Raw genomic sequence first — 23,110 nt, 5'->3', positions numbered from 1 at the left:
AACCATGCCGCCGACGATAAACATGGGGATTCCGGGTGCCTCCAGCTCGGCGACCGGCGGTGTTACCGGTAAGCGGGTGCTGCTGGCCGAGCCGCGCGGGTACTGCGCGGGCGTCGATCGGGCCGTGGAAACCGTGGAGCGCGCGCTGGAAAAGCACGGCGCCCCGGTCTACGTGCGCCACGAGATCGTGCACAACCGCCACGTGGTCGACACGCTGGCCAAGGCGGGCGCGGTGTTCGTCGACGAAACCGACGAGGTGCCCGAGGGCGCGATCGTGGTGTTCTCCGCCCACGGTGTCGCGCCGACAGTGCACGAGACCGCCGCCGCGCGCGACCTGAAGGTCATCGACGCCACCTGCCCGCTGGTCACCAAGGTGCACAACGAAGCCAAGCGGTTCGCCCGGGACGACTACGACATCCTGCTGATCGGCCATGAGGGCCACGAGGAGGTCGTCGGCACCGCAGGGGAGGCGCCCGACCACGTACAACTCGTCGACGGACCCGAAGCGGTCGACAACGTGACCGTGCGCGACGAGAACAAGGTGATCTGGCTGTCGCAGACCACGCTGTCCGTGGACGAGACGATGGAGACCGTCCGGCGGCTGCGCGAGAAGTTCCCGACGCTGCAGGACCCGCCGAGCGACGACATCTGCTACGCCACACAGAACCGTCAGGTCGCGGTCAAGGCGATGGCGCCGGAGTGTCAGCTGGTGATCGTGGTCGGCTCGCGCAACTCGTCGAACTCGGTGCGGCTGGTCGAGGTGGCGTTGGGTGCCGGCTCTGATGCGGCCCATCTGGTCGACTACGCCGACGACATCGACCCGGCCTGGCTCGAGGGCGTGACGACCGTCGGCGTCACCTCCGGTGCGTCGGTACCCGAGGTGCTGGTGCGTGGGGTGCTCGAGCGGCTGGCCGAATACGGCTACGGCACCGTGCAGCCCGTCACGACCGCGAACGAGACGCTGGTGTTCGCGCTGCCGCGGGAGATCCGCCCGGCGCGCGCATAATGCGCTTGCGCCACAAGCTGTTTGGTCTCCTCGCGACGCTCGTCTTCCTCCTTGCCGGCTGCGGTGACGACGCAGCGAACCGGTTGAACAGCACCGTGCACGCGTTCGCCGATGCGCTCAGCAAGGGCGACACGCAGGCGGCCGCGGCAGTCACGACCGATCCGGCGCAGGCCTCCGACACCCTTGGCAAGCTGTTCGACAGCCTCGGCCACAACGCCCACTTCGACGTGTCGGCCGTCGATCACAAGGACGACAACGGAACGTTCACCCTTGCCGCCACATGGAAATTCGGCAAGGACGACCGCAACCAGTGGACCTACAGCACCACTGGCAGCGCCAGCCAGAACGGCGGCCAGTGGAAGCTCCAGTGGAATCCGGCGACCGTCGCGCCCGGTCTTGACGCCGGGCCGCTGTCGTACAGCACCCTGACGCCCGATCCGGCGGCCAGGGTGCTGGACCGGACAGGAGCAGAGTTGTTCACCCAGCAGGTCGTCACGCTGGTCAACGTGTCGCCCGGCGTCGACGCGAATGCCGTTGCAGCGCTGCTGAATCCGATCGACGGCGGCATCACGGCAGAGTCGCTGCAGGCGCAGCTGGCCGCGGCCAACGGCCAGCCCGTCACCGCGATCACGCTGCGCGCCGAGGACCTCGCGCCGATCCAGGACGCGTTGTCGGCCCTGCCCAACGTGACATTGGCCCCGCAGACGCGGTTGCTCACCACCGACAAGGTGTTGACGTCACCGACACTGTCGGGGCTGTCCGACCTGTGGCAAGCGGCTACCGACGCCGCCACCGGGTGGTCGGTGAGCGCCAAGACCGCCACCGGCAGCCAGCATGTCGGCGGACAGGACCCCAAGCCCGTCGCCGACGTCCACAGCACCCTCGACATCGGAATGTCGCGCGCCGCCAGGGAAGCACTAGCCCCTGTCCCAACGCCGGCCGCGATGGTGGTGATCCAGCCCTCGACCGGCGACATGCTGGCCGTCGGGCAGAACCCCGCCGCCGACGCGCAAGGTCCGATCGCGCTGACGGGCCTCTATCCGCCCGGCTCGACCTTCAAGACGGTGACGGTCTCGGCGGCGCTGCAGGCCGGCCAGGTGACGCCTGACAGCATCGTCGGCTGTCCGGGAACCGAGAACATCGAGGGCCGCCAGATCCCGAACGACGACAACTTCGATCTCGGTCAGGTGCCGTTGCACACCGCGTTCGCGCGGTCGTGCAACACCACGATGGGCCGGCTCGCGGTCAACTTACCGCCTGATGGGCTGACGAAGGCCGCCGCGCAACTGGGCCTCGGCATCGACTACACCGCACCGGGCATGACGACGGTGACGGGCAAGGTGCCGGTCGCCGACACGTCGGCGCTGCGCGTCGAGGAGGGTATCGGTCAAGGCCAGGTCACCGCGTCGCCGTTCGGCATGGCGCTCGTTGCGGCCGCGCTGGCGCACGGTTCGGTACCCGCGCCGACGATCGTGGCAAGCCAGCCCGGGAAGCCCGACCACGCTCCTGACCCGTTACCGGCAACCATCGACGATCAAGTGAAAACGATGATGCGCGAAACGATTACGAGTGGCACCGCCACACAACTGCAGGACATCCCCGACATGCTCGGCAAGACCGGAACGGCCGAATACATCGACAACACCCACGCCCACGGCTGGTTCGTGGGTATCGACGGCGACCTCGCGCTGGCGGTATTCATCAGTGACGCGGGCAGTTCCGGCCCTGCCGTGGACGCGGCAGGCCGATTCCTGCGCACTCTGCACCCCTGAATCTCGTTTCAATCGCAATCTCCGCTATCGGCCCCGTGTTTGCAGTTACGATCTGCGGTGATGGGGAGGTAGGCCGAAAAATTGGGTTCTCCGGGCATAGAGGACACGCGGTTCTCCACGGCTTGGCTGCGACGGTTCGCCCGAACGACGCCCGGTGTCATCGCCATCATCGCGCTCGCTGTCGGGGCCATCTGCGTCGTCGCCGGCGTGGTGTGCGGCGGCCAACTCAACGGCCGGATCGACCAACGCGATGCCATTCTGACTCGCTCTGAACCGTTCGCCTATGCAGCGCAAAACCTGTACGCCGCCTTGTCGGCCGCCGATGCCGCGGCAGCATCGGCGTTCCTGTCGGGCGGGATCGAAACAGGCCAGATGCGTGCTCGGTACCAGGAAGCCCTTGCGCGCGCTTCCTCGGCGCTCGCCGACGCGACCGCAGGCGCTACGGACAAGGAAACCCGCACCTCGATTGCGGAGATATCGGCGCAGCTTTCCGCGTACACCGCGCTTGTCGAGTCGGCACGGGCGAACAACCGGCAGGGCTTTGTGATCGGGTCGGCATATCTGCGCGAAGCATCGTCGTTGATGCAGACGTCGCTGCTGCCCAGCGCCGAAAAGATCTACACCCGAAATCTCGCCACGGTCGAGGACGATCAGCGCGCCGTCGGTTCCCTGCCGGTCATCAGCCTGGCGCTGCTGCTGCTCGCCCTGGTGGCCATCGGGGTTGGTTCGGTGATGATGTATCGCCGAACGAACCGGCAGTTCAACATCGGGCTCGTCGTCGCGGCGACAACGGTGGTGGTGGTGATCGGCTGGGTTGTGCTGGCCACTCAGCTCGCGGCAGGCGAAATCGAGCACAGCCGAACCGAAGGCAGCGAACGGTTCGAACAGCTCGCGAAGGCGCGCATTCTCGCGCAGCAGGCGCGGACCGACGAAACTCTGGAGCTGATCGCGCGGGGTGACATCACCGCAAGAGAAAAATCGTTCAACGACCACATCGACGAGATGGGCAAGCTGATCGAAGCTGCGCCCGCAGCCACGAAGGACGCGGTCGAAAAGTGGACCACCAGCCACGCCAAGCAAGCCGAGGCGTATGGCAGAGGTGACTACGACGCCGCCGTCGCCCAGGCGCTCGGCCCCTCCGCAACGCAGTTCTTCGCCGTCGAAGCCAGCCTGCGCGACGGCACCGAGGGAACGCGGAATACGTTGCGCGACCGGGTGTCCGCCGCGGGGCGATGGATGGCATGGAGCCCAACAGGAACCCTTGTGTTGATGGTCGTTGCTGCCACAACGGCCGTGGTCGGCTTGTGGCCGCGGCTCAAGGAGTTCCTGTGAGAACACGAATTGTATTGGCACTGAGCGCCATTGCGCTCACCGTCGCCGCGTGTGGGTCTTCCGCGGCGCCGGCATCGGTTTCGGTCGCCCCTGTCGAGCCGCGGCCGGCGGGCGCGACGGAGGTCACTGCACCGCCGGCCGCCGTGAACGCGGACTGCGACAGAGAAGCAAGCCCCCGTCCCGAGCGGCCGCTGCCGTCGCCGGGTGCGATGCCTGCCGGTTCGACGATGGCAAAGATCTTCGACCGCGGCAGGCTTATCGTCGGCGTCGACCAGAACACCTATCTGTTCGGGTTCAGGAATCCGGCCACCGGGCAACTGGAGGGGTTCGACATCGACATCGCCCGCGAGATCGCGCGGGCCATCTTCGGTGATCCGGACCGGATCCAACTGCGCGTGGTCGATGCCAGCCAACGAGAGTCGGTGTTGGCCAACGACGAGGTGGACCTTGTCGTCCGGACGTACTCGATCACCTGTGCCCGCAAGCAGAAGGTCGCATTCTCGACCGTCTACTTCAACGCCAATCAGAAGGTTCTCGCGGTCAAGGGCTCCGGAATCGAATCATTTCAGGCACTTTCGGGCAAGCGGGTGTGCGCGGTGTCGGGCACGACGTCGCTGTCGAAGTTGTTCGAGCTGAACCCGCGACCACAGGTGTTCGGGGTCGCGACGTGGACGGACTGCCTGTTGATGTTGCAGCAAGGACAGGTCGACGCGATCAGTACCGACGACGTGGTGCTGCGGGGACTGGCACATCAGGACCCGACGGTCGAGGTCATCGGCCAGAGCGTGGCCGTCGAGCCCTACGGCATCGGGATCAAGAAGGAGAACATCGACCTGGTCCGATTCGTCAACGGTGTGCTCGAGAAGATCCGCGACGACGGCACCTGGCAACGGCTCTACGACGCCAGGCTGCAGGAACTCGGGCCGTCGGCAGGTCCTCCGGAACCGCGCTACGAGGGCTGATCATGCGCGTGCTGACCCCCGACGAGATCGATCGCGAACTCCAGTCGCGCACAACGGAAGTCGCGGCGATGTCGTCGACGCTGGTCGAACTGGAGAACCACCCGGGGCTGGAACACGTACGGGTGTATGCGCCGATCGGCCTGACAGCGCAGCGGTGGACGGTGATCGAGAAGTCGCTGAGCCAGCTGTGGGAGGATCTGCGCCGCATGACGTCGATTCTGGAATCGGCCCGGTCGGTCCGGTCACGCCGGTCGAGGCCCGATGACGATGACTGCCGGGAGTTGACGAAGTTGCTCCGTGAGCCGACGCTCGAGGTGTCCCGGCAGCCGATCCCGTTGGCGAAGCGCAAGATCAGCGGAGTCAGCGAGTCGGTCGAATACGTCGGGCTCGCAGACACGGCAGAGCGGATGCACGCCGCCTATCCCGCCGTGGTCGAATTCCTCGACGCCGTCGACCGCGTCAACTCACTTGTGGCCGAAAAGCTCGCACCGACACGGAAACGACTCGACGCAGCCGGCGTATCCGGGCCCGCCGAACTTGCCGACCTGTTGGAGGTCACCGCGACCGATCCGCTGTCCTTGACCACCCGGGACATCGAAGCGCGCATCAACTCGATAGCCGAAACCGTCGAGCGGCAATCGGCCGAGCTCGCCGAACTCGCTGCAATACAGTCGAATTGGCCAGCCAGTCTGGCCGCCGCCGCGGACAGCCTCGACGCGCTGCGCGAGGCGGGCGCGCGTGCTACGGAGATCCGCAGGCATGCGGTGCAGAAGGTACTGGCGGGCGCATTCCCGGCGCGCAGCGACGCCGAGCCGGCCCTGCGCGCCGAGCTCGCTGCGCTCGCCTCCCCGGACCCGAAGGCGCTTCGATCGCTTCGGCGCCGCATCGATGCCGCGCTGCACGCCGCGCGTGAGGAGGAGCAGCTCGCACAGGGACTGCTCGACCGTCGCGATGAGCTCAAGGGGCGGCTGACGGCATACCAGGCGAAAGCAGCCAGGCTCGGCTTCGGAGAGGACCGAGACCTGCTGGCGTGCATCCGAATCGCGAAGGGGCTGCTGTCGCGGCAGCCATGCGATCTGCGCGCCGTCACGCGTGCGATCTCGGACTACCAGCAGTTGATTGCGGACAAGCAGGAGAAGACGGAATGAAATGCGCTGAAGCGGGATGCGAAGGGACCGTCGTCGACGGCTACTGCGATGTCTGCGGCACCGCCCCGGGACCTGAAGCACCGCAAGCGGTTTCCGTCGCAACCGCGCCACGGCATTCCGTCCCGTCGGCTCGCACCGCCTCGGTGCGCACGTCTCGTACCGGTTCGTCGACTCGAGGCAGTTCCCGCGGCCGCCTCGGCGCAGGGATTGTGGAGATGCCGCGCATACCGAAGGGCGACCCGGCGGCGGCGATACTCTCCGATCCGCAGGTACCCGAGAGCAGCCGCTACTGCGGCAACCACGACTGCAACAAGCCGGTGGGTCGCCAGCGTGACGGGCAACCGGGCCGCACCGAGGGCTTCTGCCCCGAGTGTGGCACGCGATACTCGTTTGTTCCCAAGCTTTCTCGCGGTGAAGTCGTCGGCGGCCAGTACGAAGTTCAGGGCGCGATAGCGCACGGGGGCCTCGGCTGGATCTACCTGGCGACCGACCGCAACGTCGAAAACCGCTGGGTGGTGCTCAAGGGCTTGCTCAACTCCGGCGATGCCGAGGCGATGGCCGTGGCCAAGGCGGAGGTTCTCGCGCTCGCGGGGGTCCAGCATCCGAACATCGTCCAGATCTACAACTTCGTCCAGCATCCGGATGCGACGGGGGTCCCGGTTGGCTACATCGTGATGGAGTTCATCGGCGGCAAGTCGCTGAAGCAGATGCGCAAGGAGCTCAACGCTCCGCTGCCGCCGGATCAGGCGGTCGCCTACATGGTTGAGATCATTCCGGCGCTCGGCTACCTGCATTCACAAGGTCTCGCCTACTGCGACTTCAAGCCGGACAACGTGATGCAGACCGAAGACCAGGTCAAGCTGATCGACCTCGGCGCCGTCATCCGCATGGACGACGAAGAGAGCGCGATCTACGGCACCATGGGCTACCAGGCGCCGGAGATCGCCGAGACCGGCCCGACAGTCGCCAGTGACGTCTACACCGTCGGCCGAACGCTCGCCGTGCTCGTGATGGACGTGCCTCAGGATCGAGGCCGCTTCGTCGAGCAGTTGCCCGGCCCGGAGACCGTACCGATGCTTGCCAAGCACGAATCGCTCTATCGCGCGATTCTTCGTGCCACCGACCATGATTCGGGATACCGGTTCGCGTCCATGGAAGAGCTGGCCGACCAACTGACCGGTGTGCTGCACGAGATCGTGGCCGTCGAGCGCGACACCCCACAACCGCGAATGTCGAGATACTTCAGTCCGCAACGCGGCATCTACGGCGCGGGTATCGAGGTGGCGGTGAACCCCGAAGACGTGATCGCCGCGCTGCCTGTCCCCGTCGTCGACCCCACCGACCCCGGCGCCGCAGTGCTCGCCACCACCAGCGGCACACCTGCGGCTCAACTCGAGCATGCGCTCGATCTGGCCAGAACGGGTGCGCAGCAAGCCAACCGGTCCTCGGTCGAGGTGCCGTTGCGTCTGGTGCGCGCATCACTCGAGATCGGCGCGCCCGACAACGCCAGAAAACGTCTCACCGAGTTGGAGACGGTCATCCCCGGAGACTGGCGGCTGAGTTGGTACGGCGCACAGTGCGCCTTGCTGGAGCACGCATTCGACAAGGCCGCAGCCGATTTCGAGGCGGTGTTGGCCGCGCTGCCCGGCGAACTCGCCCCGAAGATCGCGATCGCCGCCACCGCCGAATTACGCGGCGACCGCGAGGTGGCCGCCCGCTACTACGAGACGGTGTGGCGCACCGACCGCAGCTACGTCAGCGCCGCATTCGGGCTGGCACGGCAGCGGGTGCACGCCGGCGACACCGCGGGCGCGGTCGCCGCACTCGACCAAGTCCCCAACGACTCAGCGCATTTCACGCCCGCCGGCGCGACCGCGATCGAGATCCTGCTCGAGGGCAGAACCGCCGACAAGCTCGACGAGCAGATCCTGCTCGACGCGGGCAAGCGCGCCGACGCGCTGAACATCGAGTCGGCCACCAAGCGCGCAATGATCCGCTTGCGGGTGCTCGGCGCGGCGCTGGACTGGGTGGGGGCCGGGCACAAGAGCAGCGCGGGGTGGCTGCTCGGTGCGGCGTTCGACGAGCCGAGAATCCGGACCGGGATGGAACGCAGCTACCGCGAGTTGGCGCACGAGACACCCGACATGTGGGACAGAATTGCCTTGGTGGAGAAGGCGAACAAGATTCGGCCGAGGTCACGCGTATGACAAGTTCAAACAGCAGGTGTCCGCACTGCGCTACTGCAGTTGCGCCCACCGACCGGTTCTGCGAGGACTGCGGTGGCTCGTTGTCCGAGCTGCAAAAGGTGGCCATCCCGCGTCCCCCATCGACGGATGGGCCGTGCACAGACTGCGGCAACGAGGGTCAGTTCGACGAGTACTGCACCGTCTGCGGGCACCGCCGCGAGCAGCCCGACCGAGACGAGGCGAGCCTTGGCGAGGTGGTGCTGATCACCGACCGTGGCATCGAACACGCAGGCAATGAGGACGCCGCCTCCGCAGGGATGCTGGTGGGCAACGACGCAACGCGACCCGATGCGATCGCCGTCGTGGTGTGTGACGGGGTGTCCAGTTCCGATGAGGCGCACAAGGCGGCGGTCGCCGCTTCGGCCGCGGGCGTCGACGCGATGCTCGCAGCGATCGCGGCGACCAAGAAGGCGCGTGCGGCTGTGCTGGCGGGATTGGACGCGGCGGCCAAGGCTGCGGTTGCGGCGGGTAGCGGTTCGGCCTCGGCGCCGTCGTGCACCTACACCGCGGCGATCGTTCTCCCCGGCGAGGGTTCCGCGCAGGTCACCGTCGGCAACGTCGGTGACAGCAGGGCGTACTGGCTGCCTGAACCACCCGCATCCCCGCAGCAGCTGACGGTCGACGACTCGCTGTCACAAGAGCTGATCACGGCAGGCGCCTCGCCGGAATCGGAAGCCGTCCGCCGTGGCGCACACACGCTGACGCGCTGGCTCGGCGCTGACAGCGATGCCGAGCCGTGGTCGGAGTCGAGCGTGCAGACCATCACCGCCGAGGGCCCGGGCACGCTGTTGCTGTGCAGCGACGGACTGTGGAACTACCTGCCTGAGGCCGCCGACATCGCCCGGTTCTGCATCGGCGTCGAGCCGAGCGCCGCGGCGCGGGCGTTGACCGAATACGCACTGAACGCCGGTGGCCAGGACAACATCACCGTCGCGATAATCCCGATCGGAGGGACGTCATGAGTTCGGCTGAACACCAAGGCATTTCCGTAGACGTCGATCACAATCCCTACCTCGCAGAGGGCAGCGGCACCGTCGACGCCATCGTCAGCATCACCGCCGATGTCGATGCGACGGCCTCGGCACCCGAGCGGGTCGAGGCCATCATCATCGACTGCTCGACGTCCATGCAGGCACCGATCGAGAAGTTCGAGGCGGCCAAGCGAGCCACTGCCGCGGCCATCATGGAACTCGTCGACGGCACGTATTTCACGATCGTCGACGGCACCGAGAAGGCCGCGAGTGTCTACCCGAACGAAGGGCTGGCGCGGGCGAGCACGGAGACCAAGGCCGCAGCAATGCGTGCCGTCGACGGCCTTCGGCCCCACGGCGGCACCGCGATGGGCACCTGGCTCGCACACGTCCGGGGCATCGTCGGGCAGCGCAAGGGCGCGATCGTGCACGCGATCCTGCTCACCGACGGCAAGGACGAGCATGAGACGCCGGAGGAGTTGGGGCAGGAAATCGGGCTCAGCGAAGGCGAATTCACGTGTGACTGCCGGGGTGTCGGCACCGCCTGGGAGGTCGACGAGCTGCGTGCGATCTCGACCGCGCTGCTGGGCACGGTCGACATCGTGGCCGACCCGGAAGATCTCGCAGGCGACTTCGCGTCGATGATGAAAACGTCGATGAGCAAGGCGATCCCCGATCTGACGCTGCGACTGTGGACGCCGGCCGGGGCGAGGGTCGAATTCGTCAAACAGGTCGCGCCGACTGTGGAAGACCTGACACACCGCCGCGTCGAGGCCGGAAATCAGTGCGGCGAATACCCGTTGGGCTCGTGGGGCTCGGAGGACCGCGACTACCACATTCAGGTCGAGGTGGAGCCGGCAGCGATCGGGCGGGAGAAATTGGCCGCGAGGGTGAGCGTCGTTGCCGGCGACGAGGTGGTGGGCGAGGGGCTGGTCAAGGCGATATGGACCGCCGACACGGGATTGTCGGCCCAGATCAGCCGCCGGGTTGCGCACTACACCGGCCAGGCAGAGCTGGCGCAGGCGGTTCAGGAGGGCTTGAGCGCGCGCAAAGTGGGTGACGTCAGGACCGCGACCGCCAAACTGCAACGCGCGATGGAGTTGGCGGTCGAATCGGGCAACGACGGCACGGCCAAGCTGCTCGGACGGGTCGTCGAGGTCGACGAGCGGACCGGCACGGTGCAACTGCGGCGGGAGGTCGCGGCGGCGGACGAGATGGCACTCGACGCCCGGTCCACCAGAACCGCTCGAGTGCGGAAGGAGACCTGATGCCGACCTGCGTCGAGGGACACTCGTCGAAGGCCGCCGACTATTGCGACGTATGCGGGGCGCCAATCGGAGGCGCTGCGGCACAACCGGATTCGCCGGCATCGGGGGAGGCCAAGGCCTGCCCGGCATGCGGGATGCCGGTGAGCGGGCGGTTCTGTGAGGCGTGCGGGCACGACTCTGCGCTGCCCGAACCGTCGGCGACCGTCGCGCCTGCCGCCGTTGCCAAGCCGGTCGGGTGGACCGCCGTCGTTAACGCCGACAGGGAGTTCTATGAACGGGTGCTGGCCCAGGGCGGCCCCGACACCGTCGAGTTCCCACAGTTCTTCCCCGCACGCCGAATCGCGCTGCAGAGCGACACCACACTGATCGGAAGGGGAAACGCGAAGCAGGGCGTGGAGCCCGAGATCGATCTGGGCATCCATCCGGCCGACCGCGGCGTCTCGACGCAACATGCCGTGCTGCGGCTGCGCGACTCCGGCCTGACCGTCACCGATCTGGGCTCCACCAACGGCACCAGCCTCAACGGCAGCAATGACCGCTTGACCGAAGGTGAAGAGACCCCGCTTGCAGACGGCGATCGCATCCACGTCGGTGCCTGGACCACGATCACGATCGAGCAGGGCTAGATGTCGTACTCCCAGCTGTCGGCTTCCCAGCTGCTGCGCGATGCGCGCGGCCGCGACCGATGCTCTGCGCGGTCGTCGCCCTCGTCGGAGCCGCGGTAACGCACCCGCGAGACCGGGTGATGCGTCCCGTTCCCGTTGCTGGAGCGAGGTTCCCGGGGCGGGTAGTCGTCGTAGCGACGGCGCCGTTCGGGGCGCTCGGACCGCTCCGGCCGCTCGGTTCGCTCGTAGGAGGAGCGTCTTTCGGTCGGCACCGGCTTGCGGGGCTCGCGGGTCGATGACGAGCGCTGGCGGCGGCGAGGCTCGGCCGGAGGCACCGGCGGCTGTTCGGTCTGCCGCGATGGGCGCGGCCGGCGGGGCCGCTCGGTGACCGGTTCGATGAGTTCGGTCTCGGGCGGGCGGGCGTGCCGGGACCGCGACGGGGCCGCGCGCTTGCTCGTTCTGGGCGTGCGCGTGGTGCCTGCTCCCGCCTTTGCGGCCTTGGTCGCGCGGGTTGGGCGGTCGATGGTGTGCCTGCGGCGCGACGACGCTGCGGTGTCTGCGGCGTCGTCGTCGGCCTCGTCCGTCTCACCCGTCAGCAACGAGGACATCTTCGATGTGACCGAAGACACACGGCTGCTTGCCTTTTCTGCGCCGTCCTTGGCCGTGGATCGGGTGGTCCCGCGGCGCGACGACATGCCGTAATACCACCGGCCCATGCCGATGAGCAGGACGGCGGCCGATGTGAAGAACATCAGCGGGAACCGCTCGATCAACGGGTAGCCGCAGTTGATGGCCAGATCCTTGATGCCACCGAGCTGGCCGCCGTGGAACAGGAAGTAAGCGGTGGGGACGGCGCCGAACAGAATCAGCGGCGGCTGGATGACAGCGGTGAAGAGGCCGGACTGACGAACGGCCAGCACAGCGAAGATGCAGCCCAGCACGTATGTCGCGGCGAAGAACATGCCCAGCTCTTTGGCGCCGGACCCTGCGTCATAGGCGAAGCCGACAGCGGTCAGGGTGACGGCGACCAGCACGGCACCCCACCACGGAACACCCGGGATGTTGGGGTGCGCAGAGCGATGGTCGGGCGTGACCGCCGACCGCGCGCGCTGAGCTGACACAGGTAGACCGTACCGGCTCTACGTAAAAGTAGCTGTCAGCGCGGTTCTGGCGTGCCTGTCAGATTCTCCTAGACTCTGGTGCCTGTGGGCCTGAATCTGGGAATCGTCGGATTACCGAATGTCGGCAAGTCGACCTTGTTCAATGCGCTGACGCGCAACAACGTGCTGGCAGCCAACTACCCGTTCGCGACGATCGAACCGAACGAGGGCGTGGTGCCGCTGCCGGACCCGCGGCTGTCGAAACTCGCCGAGATGTTTGATTCCGAAAAGATCGTGCCGGCGCCGGTGACGTTCGTCGATATTGCCGGAATCGTCAAAGGCGCGTCGGAAGGCGCTGGTCTTGGCAACAAGTTCTTGGCCAACATCCGCGAGGCCGACGCGATCTGTCAGGTGGTGCGGGTCTTCACCGACGACGACGTCGCCCACGTCGATGGCCGCATCGATCCGAAGTCCGATATCGAGGTGATCGAGACCGAGCTGATCCTCGCCGATCTGCAGACGCTCGAGCGCGCGGTGCCCCGGCTGGAGAAGGAGGCCCGAACGCACAAGGACAAGCGCTCGGCGCACGAAGCCGCGGTGGCCGCGCAGGAGATTCTCAACGGCGGCACGACGCTGTTCGCGGCGGGCACGGCGGTCGACACGTCACTGCTGCGCGAGCTGAACCTGCTCACGACCAAGCCGTTCCTCTATGTCTTCAACGCCGACGAAGCGGTGCTGACCGACGAGGCGAAAGTGGCGGCGTTGCGGGAGATGGTGGCGCCGGCGGATGCGGTGTTCCTCGACGCCAAGATCGAGGCCGAACTGCAAGAGCTCGACGACGAATCGGCTGCGGAGTTGCTGGAGTCGATCGGTCAGACCGAGCGAGGGCTGGATGCGTTGGCGCGGGCGGGTTTTCACACGTTGAAGTTGCAGACCTATCTGACGGCTGGTCCAAAAGAGGCCCGCGCGTGGACAATTCACCAGGGCGACACCGCGCCTAAGGCTGCCGGCGTCATCCACACCGATTTCGAGAAGGGCTTCATCAAGGCCGAGATCGTGTCGTTCGACGACCTTGTCGAGGCCGGGTCGATGGCTGCGGCCAAAGCCGCAGGCAAGGTGCGGATGGAGGGCAAGGACTACGTGATGGCCGACGGCGACGTGGTCGAGTTCCGCTTCAACGTCTAGGGGCCGATCTGCAGTGCCTGCATCAAGGAGTCCGGCATGTCTACTCTTGAACGCCTCGCCGAGATGCTCCGCTTGTTCGAGGGTCGAGTACCCGAGCGTGACATCGCCATTGCCCGTGAGTTCCTTGACGTTGGCGAGTATGGCGTCGCTCTCGAGCAACTCACGTATGCGTTGACGGAGTACGAGGCAGTCCCGTTGCGCACCTCCGAACGTGCTGAATTGCTCGACCTTGCCCACACAATGGGGATTGAAAGGTCGGTCGAACAAATCGGCGATTGTCCCCCGTATAGCGATGAACAATGAACCGCAACTTCGTCGAGTTCAGGTTCAACGTCTAGGGGCCGATCGGAGCCTTTGCTCGACCGCCTCCGCCGGAAAGGATCAGTCGGTAACCTTCGGCAATGGGGCAACTCGATTTCGATGGAAGTCTCGTCGAATCGATGGAGATTCTCTATAACCGACGCGACGTACTGCGCCGGCGGCGTCTGGTTCATGAGGCTCTGGACGCCCAACCCGGTGAACGGGTGCTCGATGTCGGATGTGGCCCGGGATTCTACGTAACGGAGTTGCTTGATCGTGTCGGCCCGCAGGGATGGGTGACGGGGGTTGACGCCGCACCGGCAATGCTTGCGGTGGCAACCAAGCGCAGCGAGGGTCACGCGAATACAACTCTTTGTCAGGCCGGTGCTGCCGAGTTACCAGTCAACGACGGTGATTTCGATGCGGTCCTGTCGGTTCAAGTGCTCGAGTACGTGCCCGACGTGGCCGCTGCACTCGCCGAGATGTACCGGGCCCTGCGCCCGGGCGGTCGTGCGGTGATCTGGGACGTGGACTGGACGACTGTGTCATGGCGGTCGGATGACGCTGATCGAATGCAACGAATGCTCGCAACGTGGGACAAGCACCTGACTCACCCGGCGCTGCCCCAAGTCCTTGCAGATCATCTGCGGGACACCGGTTTTGTCGACGTCACTGTCGCCGGCCATGCCTTCGTCACCCTTGAACTGACTCCGGAGTCTTACGGCGGTGCGCTGGTTGACATCATCTTCGATTATGCGGTGAAGCAAGGCGGAGTGGACCGAGCCCATGCCGCCGAATGGCGCAGCGAACAAAAGGAACTCGACGCCGCCGGAAGGTTCTACTTCGCATGTGTCCAATGCTGCTTCGAGGCGCACAAGCCGGCATGAGACAAATCGTCTGAGGGCGGATTCGTTATTCGTCAGGCGAGTGTTCTGGCACCCGATTGGCCGGAGGGACTCTTTCGTTCATCTCCCGAATCAGTTGCTCCACGCTTTCCTGGTGGTTTGCGTACGAGCCCAGTTCCCGCGACGGTCCCAGCGGATGTTCGATCGCATACCAGAAATTGTTCAGACGACTATTCATTTTTCCTACTTCTGTAGGTGTTCAACCTAACACAGTTTTGGCCTATGACCTGCGAATATCTGCCAATAGAACATATTGGCTGGGACCACCGGCCAACCGACGTACGCTTTCTCGATGAGTTTCGCTGTCTCGCCGGACAAATACACGCGATATATGGGCCGCTACGCCGAGCCTCTTTCCAAGGTTTTCGTGACATTCGCCGGGATCGGCGCTGGGGGAAGGGTGCTCGACGTGGGCTGCGGTCCTGGCGCGTTGACGGCGGAGTTGCTCTCGGGTGGCGCCGAGGTCACGGCAATCGATCCTTCGCCGCCGTTCGTCGACGCGATCCGGGACCGCTTTCCAGAAATCGACGTGCGGCAAGGCACGGCCGAGGAATTACCTTACGACACTGCAGCTTTCGACGCTGCCCTTGCGCAGCTGGTGGTGCACTTCATGACGGATCCGGTGCTGGCCATCGGGCAGATGGCGCGCGTGACCCGGCCCGGCGGGGTCGTTGCGGCGTGCGTGTGGGACGGGCCGACCGGTGCGCTGGCGCCATTCTGGGATGCCGTTCACGTGATCGACCCGGATGCCGAGGATGAGGCGCTTCTTTCCGGCGCACACAGGGGACACCTGACTGAGTTGTTCGACGCTGCGGGACTGCGCGATGTGAAGGAAGACTCGATCGCGGTCGACGTTGTTCATCCGACCTTTGAGGAATGGTGGGAGCCCTACACATTCGGTGTCGGCCCCGCGGGGGATTATGTCCAGCGACTAGATGACGAGGGTCGCGCGCGTTTGGCTTCGGTGGCCCGCGAACGTCTGGGCAACGGCCCGTTCACCGTTACCGCAACCGCATGGGCCGCGCGCGGCACAGTGTGACCGAACTGTAGTCGGCCCGCTCCGCCCAAATGCCGATTTGGGCTGCTCGGCCGGGGCTACTGTCGCCTATGGGCAGAGTCTTGGCTGCGGCGTGCGTGGCAATGTTGGTCGCTGCCTGTTCGTCGACGAGCGCCCCAGTGTCGTCAGCACTTAAACCCATCGATCCGAAGGCATTTCAAGCGGTTGTCGACGCCGCGGCGAAGAAGCTGATGGTCCCCGGCGCGATGGTGCTGCTGCACACGCCGCGTGGCAGCTTCAGAGTGGCCTACGGCACCACTGAACTCGGCGCGCATACACCACCGGCGCCGAACACCCACTTCCGGATCGCCTCGAATACCAAGACGATGATCGCGGCGCTGATCGTGCTTCTTGCTCAGGACGGCAAGCTGAAATTCAGTGACCGGGTCTCCGACTACGTGGCGAACGTGCCGAACGGTGAGAACATCACCGTCGCAGAGCTTTTGAAGATGCGCAGCGGGCTGTACGGCTACTCGGCCGATCCCGGGCTTGCGGCCGTCATGGATGCTGACCCCGCGAAGGCGTGGACGCCGCAGGAAGTACTTGACATCGCATTCCGGCATCCGCCGCTGTTCGCGCCTGACGCCTCCTACGACTACAGCAACACCAACTACGCGCTTCTCGGCCTCATTGCCGAGAAGGTCGGCGGTCGCCCGTTGGGCCAGCAGTTGCAGGAGCGACTGTTCGGCCCGTTCGGTCTCAAACAGACGTCCCTTCCCGCTGCCAACGACACGTCCATGCCTGCGCCGTTCTCGAATGGCTACATGTACGGCGGCAGCGTCTACGCACTGGCCGACGAGCCGTATCCCGCCGAGATTCAGGCAGGCGCGCAGGCCGGGACGTTGCGGCCGAACGACTACACGAACCAGAACGCCTCCTACGCCACCGCGGCCGGTGGAGCGATATCCACAGCCGACGACCTGGCGAAGTGGCTGAAAGCCCTCGTCACGGGCGCGGTTTTCGACGCCGACTACCAGCAGCAGTGGATGGCGAGCCTGCAGGCCGAGGACCCGAACGCCCCTGACGGACAGAAGTACGGGTACGGAATCTCATATCAGCGCTTCGGTCCGACGGCGGCGATGTTCTATCACGGCGGTGAACTTCCCGGCTTCAATTCATTCATGGGCTATGACCCCGATAACGATGTGGCGCTGGTCATTTGGACGAACCTGACGCTTTCGCCAGAGGGCAAGACGACCGCGCAGGCCTTGTTGCCGGTCCTGCTCGACGAGATCTACGCGGGCCTGTCGCTGGCCTCTTCGCCGACACCGACGACCACACGCTGAGTTCTGGCTGCCAAGAATCCTCCAAGGATCCTGTGATCGGTTTGCTGATAGCCAGCGGGGAGGCGCCGATCAGGAAGGGAACCACCATGAATCAACTCAAAGCGGTCGTGGCCGGGCTGGCCACGGCTGTGGCATCGGTTGGGCTCGGTATGGGATTGGCCGCAGGCGTTGCCGAAGCCCAACCTGCGCCGATGGTCTGCCAGGACCCCAACTCGCCGCCGGCCCCGGACAACTTCTGCACCTATCAGTGGTGTCCGGGGTCCCCGGTGATGAAGCACATGCCCGACTGGGACATGAATACGTGCCATCCCTGGTATTTCGATCCCAACAGTCCGGTGACTGATTCGACAATCATCGAGGGCTTTCCCGACCCGCCTCCGCCGCGGTTCTATGGTCCATGCCCGCCGTTCGCGTTCCTGTGCCCGTAGCCGCAGCATACGCGAAACAGCCCGCCACCCAATAGAATTCACGGGTGGCGGGCCGCTCCGGCGGTGAGGGCGCCGAGTCAGAAGGGCACGTCGACGTCGTCGCCGAGCCAGGTGTGGTACCCGAAGATGGAAGGGCTCTCAGGATCCGTGCCGTACGGCGTGGCCGGATCGGTATCGGTGACCGCGGCCGGCGTTGTGTGCGTCGTGGCGGTCGGGACAGGCGTCGGCTGGGTGGCAGCACTGGCGATCGGCGCGAGCGTGATCGCGGTTCCCATCGCGGCTGCGGCCAACCACGGTGCGGCGAGCGTAAGGATCTTCATTTCGATCTCCTATGTGAGGGCCGGTGAATCAGAACGGCACGTCGACTTGGCCGTTGGTGGTGTCGGACTCGTCGTGGTCTGAGGTGTGGTAGCCGAACACGTAGGGGCTGTGGGGGTCCGTGCCGAAAGGCACCAGCGGATCGGTGCCTGCAGTGCCGGTGGTGACTGCGGGCGCGGGAGCGGGAGGGGTTGCAGCGCTGGCGGTCGGGGCGAGGGCCACGGCTGCACCGATTGCAGCTGCCGCCAACCACGGCGCAACGTACTTGATTGCCTTCATGATGTCCTCCTGGCTTGTGGGGTGGCCCTGTTGGGCTGTGTAAAGAATCCCGCCTCAGCAAGCCAATGTCGTCAGTGTTACCGCCCGTTCCCGGCCTGCTGCTAGCAGGAAGTCGGCGCGGCAGCCAGCCGGTAATGCGCAGGTCGGCGGACTGCGGCGAAGAGGATTGAAGTGATGCCCAACCGGACTTGCCATCAAATGTTGACAGCGCACGGCTACCACCATTCAGTCCAAGCCGCGATGACACACCGAGATCAGCGTGGTCTGACTCCGATATGAGGCAGAATCGCGCACGTGACTCCGCCTCAACGCCCCGGGCAACCTGACTGGCGCGGCAGGGGTACGCCACCGCCGCCGGGGCCGCCTGGACGCCGTCCACAGCCTCCCCGTCAGCCCGAGCCGCCGACCGAGCAGCTGCGCCAGCCGCAGCGACCCGATGTCGGGCCCACACAGCGAATCCCTCGGCCTCAGTCACCCGCGGATGTTGCTCCCACACAACAGATTCGGCGCACACCCCCGCCCCCGCCCGCTGCGCCGCCACCGCCGGCGGTACCGCCGCAGCCCGAGAAAAAGCGCCGCTCGCGCGGTTTCTCCCGGACGTCGATGATCCTGATCGTCGTCATCGTGGTTGCACTGCTCGTCGGCGGACTGGCAGGCGGCGAACTCTACGCCCGGTACCGCGCCGACCAGGTCTTGACGGAGGTCGCCGAGTGCGTCGTGCAGGACGGCGTATCCATCTCGTTCGGGGTGAATCCGCCGTTCCTGTGGCAGCACATCACCGGTCACTACACCAACATCTCGGTCACCACCGCCGGCAAGCGGGTGCAGAGCGCGGACGGGATGACCGCCGACGTGACGCTCAAAGACGTCCGGCTGCAGGACTCGGCCAACTCCAAGGGCACCATCGGATCGCTCACGGCGACCCTGTCGTGGACGTCGGCAGGCATCAAGGACACCGTGGCCGCCAACCTTCCGGCCGTAGGCAACCTGGTTACCGGCGTGAGCACCGACCCTGCAGCGGGCACAGTCATCATGGAGGCCAGCGGCAGCAGCATCAGCGCCAAGCCCGTCGTCACCGACGGTGACCTGAACCTGGATGTCGTCGACGTCAGCGGCCTGCTGCCGAAAGACGTGGTTCAGACGGCGCTGAATGGTCTTACGAAGAAGTTGAACGACAACTATCCGCTCGGCATCCACGCCGACAGCGTCAAGGTGACCGATACCGGAGTCGTTGGTACCTTCTCGAGCCAGAACGCGTCGATCCCCAAAGAAGACGCGAATCCATGCTTCGCCCGACTCTGAGCACCAATTAGTCGACTGTGACAGCGATTTCGTCGCTGAGTTGATACCCGGGCGCCAGGGGCAGCGCGTCGCCGCTCCAGAAGCGGCCGGGGTCAAACCAATTCGAATCCTTATCGGTGACGATCAAGCCCATCTCCTCGTACGTGATGGCGACGGTCTCGGCACAGTACGCGGTTTCCAAACCCATCTTGCGCTTGGCGGCCTTCCGTCGCTTCGTCGACTCCTGGACCCTCTTGTCGAGGAACGGTATCCCCCTGGTCCAGTCGCCTGCGGTCGGCACCCGGCCACGAAACCATCGGCCTGTCACCCGGGCGGTACTCGGAAACGGGGTGCCGTCCATCCGGGCGATGACCCGAAGCAGCCGGTCCTCCTGCTCGCGGGTCGCGTACGGCGTCAGCTGACGCAGCCAGCAGCGCTGCCCGTAGACGTTCCACCACTGCTCGACGGATTCACGAGCGTCGTTGAGCTGAACGCCACGATGGTGGCCACCGGTCCACACGTCGATCAGCTTGTTGCCGAGTTCCGCACTCCACATCAACGGCGGCAAGTCGTCGATGGCGACCGTCATTCCCACGTGGTTGACCGGGGCGTTGCTCAAGGTCCGGATCGCCCGGTCGGGTCCAGAGCTGCCCCGGAACAGCCAGATGTCCCCGGTTCGGGTCTCCTCGAGTGCCCGCTGCAACGACACCGTGCTTTCACTCACCCGGGCAGCTTAGGCAGACTGTTGCACTATGCGCGGTATATGGAAGTGGGTTGGACTGGCCGGTGTCGCCGGTGTGGTGGCCGGCGGAGTGCTGGTTGCACGGGACCAACGCAAGCGCAACTCCTACACACCCGAGGACATCCGCGCGCGGCTGCATCAACGGTTGGCCGAGGCCGGCGAGACCACCGACTAGTTGGCGACGGCGTAGAGGCGATGCGAGCCGGAGAACCCCTTCAGCGCGACCTCGCGACCGTCGTCGAAGTCGATGTCCTCGTCGCTGAGGGCGTCGCGTACCACCTCGCTGACGAGGATCTCGCCACCGTCGGCCTGCGCGGCCACCCGGGCCGCCATCGCGACGTTGCGACCGAACAGATCGTCCCCGCGGCGCACCGACTTGCCCATGTGGATACCCATTCGGACGCAAATACCACTGGGTCGCAGGCGAAGTGAGCGCTGCAGATCGATGCTGCACTGTACCGCCTGCTCGGGTTGTGCGAACGCGATCATGAAGCCGTCGCCTTGACTCTTCACGACGTGGCCGGAGTGTTTTTTGACGTGTTTGCGAACCAGCTTGTCGTGGCTGCCGATCAGCCGCACCCACGCGCGGTCGCCGATGCGCTCGTTGAGCGCCGTCGACTCCTCGATGTCGGAGAACACGATCGCCACCTTGCCGTTGGGCGCCAGCCGCGCCAGATCCGGTCGCTCCACCTCGGCCCAGTCCGCGAGGTCTTCGATCGAGGACCTGACGGCCGCGCCAAACCCGTCCTTGCGCAGGATGTTGGCGGTCTGCCAGACCTGTTTGACGGCTTCCCGACCGCCCGACAGCAGGGTGTTCCTGGCGTCGAGGCGGTGGCGCAGCTGCTCGAGTTCGTGCTGCTGGTGCCGGTAGCGCAGGCCGAGCACGACCAGCGTCACCGCCTCCACCGCGGCGAGTCCGGCAAGCACATAAGCCGCAATCTGCGCTCCGATCACCCGTCAAGTATTGGATGCTGATCCCGTGATGCGTGAGGCGCCCTACTACGAGAGCCGCTACATCCGTGCCAACCACCCCGAGCGGCCGCTCGCGCTGTGGCTCCGCGAGACCCTGCTGCTGCCAACGGCAGGTGACGCGGTGGCCGATGTGTGGGTGATGATCTTCGACCCCGAGGGGCACGGCAATCGGGCGCTCAAGCAGTCGTACCCAATTGACGCTGCCGACTACGAGTACGACAACTGGACCGCCCGCATCGGCGCGACATCCATCGACGATCGCTCCGCGGAGGGAACGGTGACGGGCGGAAACCGTTCGGCGCGATGGGATCTGCGGATCGACCCTGGCTCCGAAGACGCGGTCAAGCTCCTTACCGAGCGGGCCTACAAGGCGCGCGTTCCGACGGCGAAGACGACAGTGCGCCATCCGCTCGCGCAGTTCGACGGGGTCGTGGAACTCGACGATGTCACGCTGGTCCTCGACGGCTGGACCGGCAGCGTCAACCACAATTGGGGCACCCGACATACGCCGGCCTACGCGTTCGGTCAGGTGTGCGGCTTCGACGACGCGCCCGATTCGAGCCTGGAGATCGTGACGGCACGCGCCGCGATCGGGCCGCTATTGACGCCCGCGGCAACGCTGTTCGTGTTCCGGCACGCGGGCCAGGAGTTCGCGGTGCGCACGATCCTCGGCAGCCTGCAGACCCACGGCCGATATCGGCCGTTCTCGTGGGCGTTCGGCGGGCGAGTCGGCGATCAGATGATCGAGGGCGAGATCATCACCGAGCCAGCCGACGTCGTCGGCCTGACCTACACCGACACCGATGGCGGTGCGAAGTTCTGCTACAACTCGGCAGTTGCAAACTGCCGAGTTCAGGTCGCGGGCAAGGCTTTTGAACGTCGGGAGCTGTTGGCCCCCCGCCGGGCGATGTTCGAGATCCTCACCGACGAGCGCCACGCCGAGGTGCCGCTCTTGGCTTAGGTGAATGCGTTGGTTACCGTCGCCATGTCGAAGTAGTCCCGCCACTTGGCGATCTTGCCGTCGACGATCTCGAAGACGCCCATCACCGGCAGCGGTATCGCACCGCCGTCCTTACGGCGCATCGTGTCGGTTCGCTCGTTCATCACCACGTTGCCGTCAGTGATCTGCCGGTGAATCTGGAAGTCGATCCCGTCGAATGCGGCGGTGAAGCCTGCGATGAACTGCTTGATGGCCTCGCGTCCCTGCACGGGGTCCATCGGGATGTTGTGGTAGACGGCGTCTTCGGTGAAATACTCGGCGAGCTCGTCCGGATCGGGCGAGGCCCACTTCTCGGCGAATTCGGTGACCACGCGGCCGGGGGAGAGTGTCATGCGTCGATAGAACCCAGCGGCGCGACGTAAATCAACCCCGCTGTCCCTCACAGGGCGCATATGTTCAATTGCCCGGCTCTAGGCGACAAAGTCGGTGGGCGCGACTTTGTCGCCCAGAGCTGGGCACTTCGGATATCCACTCCTCAGACACCGGTTGTCGACCCCGGCCGCACGATCATCAGGACGGTGACGACAACCCAGAGCAGGTTGAAGATGCCCGTCGTCATGGCCAGCCGAGCGGCCGTCTTACCTGCCAAGGCCGCGCGCTGGTCCGGCAGGATGCTCACGATGAGCAGGATGGCGGCGACCGCTGTCAGCGCGATCGACACCAACACCCACGCCTGAGTCAGCACCCCCATCGAAGCGGCCGTTGCAATGCCCAGCAGTGGAACGGCAACGCCCACCACGGCGTACGTCTGGCAGACGCGGTAGAGCACGCCCGCGACTGCACCATCTTCGCGGGCGTAGCGGGGGAACATGCTGGCAGCGACCGCGACTGGGCCAACCGCGAGGATCGCCACGATGACATGGGCGCTGAGCAGTATCGCAGACATCAACGCCGAGGCTAGGGGAGTGAAAGCAGTCCGAACCTCTCGGTTTTGGCCAAGATGCGAA

Annotated in this window: 25 protein-coding genes; 18 read left to right on the top strand and 7 right to left on the bottom strand. The window is 65.7% G+C overall.

Annotated elements, in window-relative coordinates:
* Positions 1 to 4 precede the first annotated feature (4 nt).
* The 9 genes from GGC64_RS33065 (at position 5) to GGC64_RS33025 (ending at position 11,331) form a co-directional block, all read left to right on the top strand.
* Complete coding sequence (locus GGC64_RS33065; RefSeq protein ID WP_192726825.1) at positions 5 to 1,006, top strand: 4-hydroxy-3-methylbut-2-enyl diphosphate reductase; 1,002 nt, start codon at positions 5 to 7, stop codon at positions 1,004 to 1,006.
* Complete coding sequence (locus GGC64_RS33060; protein WP_192726824.1) at positions 1,006 to 2,778, top strand: penicillin-binding transpeptidase domain-containing protein; 1,773 nt, start codon at positions 1,006 to 1,008, stop codon at positions 2,776 to 2,778. Before GGC64_RS33065 ends, GGC64_RS33060 begins: the two co-directional genes overlap by 1 nt.
* Before the next feature lie 81 nt (positions 2,779 to 2,859).
* Positions 2,860 to 4,110, top strand: coding sequence for a hypothetical protein (locus GGC64_RS33055; protein WP_225952761.1), 1,251 nt, complete (start codon positions 2,860 to 2,862; stop codon positions 4,108 to 4,110).
* A complete protein-coding gene (locus GGC64_RS33050) occupies positions 4,107 to 5,072 on the top strand; it encodes a glutamate ABC transporter substrate-binding protein (RefSeq protein ID WP_192726823.1) in 966 nt (321 codons plus the stop codon). Before GGC64_RS33055 ends, GGC64_RS33050 begins: the two co-directional genes overlap by 4 nt.
* Before the next feature lie 2 nt (positions 5,073 to 5,074).
* A complete protein-coding gene (locus GGC64_RS33045) occupies positions 5,075 to 6,220 on the top strand; it encodes a hypothetical protein (RefSeq protein ID WP_192726822.1) in 1,146 nt (381 codons plus the stop codon).
* Positions 6,217 to 8,427: a serine/threonine-protein kinase gene (locus GGC64_RS33040; protein WP_192726821.1), complete on the top strand. Its 2,211-nt coding sequence runs from the start codon at positions 6,217 to 6,219 to the stop codon at positions 8,425 to 8,427. Before GGC64_RS33045 ends, GGC64_RS33040 begins: the two co-directional genes overlap by 4 nt.
* Positions 8,424 to 9,428, top strand: coding sequence for a protein phosphatase 2C domain-containing protein (locus GGC64_RS33035; RefSeq protein WP_192726820.1), 1,005 nt, complete (start codon positions 8,424 to 8,426; stop codon positions 9,426 to 9,428). The genes GGC64_RS33040 and GGC64_RS33035 overlap by 4 nt, the downstream gene beginning before the upstream one ends.
* Positions 9,425 to 10,705 carry a VWA domain-containing protein gene (locus GGC64_RS33030; protein ID WP_192726819.1) on the top strand — a complete coding sequence of 427 codons (1,281 nt, stop codon included), beginning with the start codon at positions 9,425 to 9,427 and terminating at the stop codon, positions 10,703 to 10,705. Before GGC64_RS33035 ends, GGC64_RS33030 begins: the two co-directional genes overlap by 4 nt.
* Positions 10,705 to 11,331: an FHA domain-containing protein gene (locus GGC64_RS33025; RefSeq protein WP_192726818.1), complete on the top strand. Its 627-nt coding sequence runs from the start codon at positions 10,705 to 10,707 to the stop codon at positions 11,329 to 11,331. Before GGC64_RS33030 ends, GGC64_RS33025 begins: the two co-directional genes overlap by 1 nt.
* Here GGC64_RS33025 and GGC64_RS33020 read toward each other — a convergent pair.
* Positions 11,328 to 12,431, bottom strand: coding sequence for a DUF6542 domain-containing protein (locus GGC64_RS33020; protein ID WP_192726817.1), 1,104 nt, complete (start codon positions 12,429 to 12,431; stop codon positions 11,328 to 11,330). The two genes, GGC64_RS33025 and GGC64_RS33020, sit on opposite strands and share 4 nt — an antisense overlap.
* An 84-nt stretch (positions 12,432 to 12,515) precedes the next feature.
* Between GGC64_RS33020 and ychF the strand changes: the two genes are divergently transcribed.
* The 6 genes from ychF to GGC64_RS32990 all read left to right on the top strand — a co-directional run bounded on the left by ychF (position 12,516) and on the right by GGC64_RS32990 (position 17,571).
* Positions 12,516 to 13,595, top strand: a complete 1,080-nt coding sequence (gene ychF, locus GGC64_RS33015) for a redox-regulated ATPase YchF (RefSeq protein WP_192726816.1) — start codon at positions 12,516 to 12,518, stop codon at positions 13,593 to 13,595.
* A 36-nt stretch (positions 13,596 to 13,631) separates the two neighbouring features.
* Positions 13,632 to 13,898: a MafI family immunity protein gene (locus GGC64_RS33010; RefSeq protein ID WP_192726815.1), complete on the top strand. Its 267-nt coding sequence runs from the start codon at positions 13,632 to 13,634 to the stop codon at positions 13,896 to 13,898.
* A gap of 98 nt (positions 13,899 to 13,996) precedes the next feature.
* Positions 13,997 to 14,782 carry a methyltransferase domain-containing protein gene (locus GGC64_RS33005; RefSeq protein ID WP_192726814.1) on the top strand — a complete coding sequence of 262 codons (786 nt, stop codon included), beginning with the start codon at positions 13,997 to 13,999 and terminating at the stop codon, positions 14,780 to 14,782.
* A 310-nt stretch (positions 14,783 to 15,092) separates the two neighbouring features.
* Positions 15,093 to 15,839, top strand: a complete 747-nt coding sequence (locus GGC64_RS33000) for a class I SAM-dependent methyltransferase (RefSeq protein WP_192726813.1) — start codon at positions 15,093 to 15,095, stop codon at positions 15,837 to 15,839.
* Between the two features lie 101 nt (positions 15,840 to 15,940).
* On the top strand, positions 15,941 to 17,143 hold the full coding sequence (locus GGC64_RS32995) for a serine hydrolase (protein WP_192727012.1): 1,203 nt from the start codon (positions 15,941 to 15,943) through the stop codon (positions 17,141 to 17,143).
* An 86-nt stretch (positions 17,144 to 17,229) separates the two neighbouring features.
* The gene (locus GGC64_RS32990; RefSeq protein WP_210082371.1) at positions 17,230 to 17,571 is read left to right on the top strand and encodes a hypothetical protein; all 342 of its coding nucleotides are present in this window, start codon (positions 17,230 to 17,232) and stop codon (positions 17,569 to 17,571) included.
* Between the two features lie 77 nt (positions 17,572 to 17,648).
* Here GGC64_RS32990 and GGC64_RS32985 read toward each other — a convergent pair whose 3' ends face one another.
* Both GGC64_RS32985 and GGC64_RS32980 read right to left on the bottom strand, forming a co-directional pair.
* Positions 17,649 to 17,891: a hypothetical protein gene (locus GGC64_RS32985; protein ID WP_192726812.1), complete on the bottom strand. Its 243-nt coding sequence runs from the start codon at positions 17,889 to 17,891 to the stop codon at positions 17,649 to 17,651.
* 28 nt (positions 17,892 to 17,919) lie between these two features.
* A complete protein-coding gene (locus GGC64_RS32980) occupies positions 17,920 to 18,168 on the bottom strand; it encodes a hypothetical protein (RefSeq protein ID WP_192726811.1) in 249 nt (82 codons plus the stop codon).
* Positions 18,169 to 18,462: 294 nt separating this feature from the next.
* On the opposite strand from GGC64_RS32980, the gene GGC64_RS32975 reads away from it, so the two are divergent.
* The gene (locus GGC64_RS32975) at positions 18,463 to 19,470 is read left to right on the top strand and encodes a DUF2993 domain-containing protein (RefSeq protein WP_369434738.1); all 1,008 of its coding nucleotides are present in this window, start codon (positions 18,463 to 18,465) and stop codon (positions 19,468 to 19,470) included.
* A gap of 7 nt (positions 19,471 to 19,477) precedes the next feature.
* Here GGC64_RS32975 and GGC64_RS32970 read toward each other — a convergent pair whose 3' ends face one another.
* Positions 19,478 to 20,158: a guanylate cyclase gene (locus GGC64_RS32970; RefSeq protein ID WP_192727009.1), complete on the bottom strand. Its 681-nt coding sequence runs from the start codon at positions 20,156 to 20,158 to the stop codon at positions 19,478 to 19,480.
* A 43-nt stretch (positions 20,159 to 20,201) separates the two neighbouring features.
* On the opposite strand from GGC64_RS32970, the gene GGC64_RS32965 reads away from it, so the two are divergent.
* Positions 20,202 to 20,366 (top strand): hypothetical protein, encoded by a 165-nt coding sequence (locus GGC64_RS32965; protein ID WP_192726810.1) that lies wholly within the window; start codon positions 20,202 to 20,204, stop codon positions 20,364 to 20,366.
* Here GGC64_RS32965 and GGC64_RS32960 read toward each other — a convergent pair.
* Positions 20,363 to 21,145 (bottom strand): adenylate/guanylate cyclase domain-containing protein, encoded by a 783-nt coding sequence (locus tag GGC64_RS32960; RefSeq protein ID WP_192726809.1) that lies wholly within the window; start codon positions 21,143 to 21,145, stop codon positions 20,363 to 20,365. The genes GGC64_RS32965 and GGC64_RS32960 overlap by 4 nt on opposite strands.
* Positions 21,146 to 21,173: 28 nt before the next feature.
* Between GGC64_RS32960 and GGC64_RS32955 the strand changes: the two genes are divergently transcribed.
* Positions 21,174 to 22,124 (top strand): hypothetical protein, encoded by a 951-nt coding sequence (locus GGC64_RS32955; RefSeq protein ID WP_192727008.1) that lies wholly within the window; start codon positions 21,174 to 21,176, stop codon positions 22,122 to 22,124.
* Here GGC64_RS32955 and GGC64_RS32950 read toward each other — a convergent pair.
* A complete protein-coding gene (locus tag GGC64_RS32950) occupies positions 22,121 to 22,495 on the bottom strand; it encodes a limonene-1,2-epoxide hydrolase family protein (RefSeq protein ID WP_192726808.1) in 375 nt (124 codons plus the stop codon). The genes GGC64_RS32955 and GGC64_RS32950 overlap by 4 nt on opposite strands.
* A 143-nt stretch (positions 22,496 to 22,638) precedes the next feature.
* Complete coding sequence (locus GGC64_RS32945; RefSeq protein WP_192726807.1) at positions 22,639 to 23,049, bottom strand: hypothetical protein; 411 nt, start codon at positions 23,047 to 23,049, stop codon at positions 22,639 to 22,641.
* Between the last annotated feature and the right edge of the window lie 61 nt (positions 23,050 to 23,110).

Source organism: Mycobacterium sp. OAS707, from assembly GCF_014873705.1.
Lineage (GTDB): Bacteria > Actinomycetota > Actinomycetes > Mycobacteriales > Mycobacteriaceae > Mycobacterium.
Note: the sequence above shows the minus strand (reverse complement) of the source record. Positions and strands in the feature narration are given on the sequence as shown.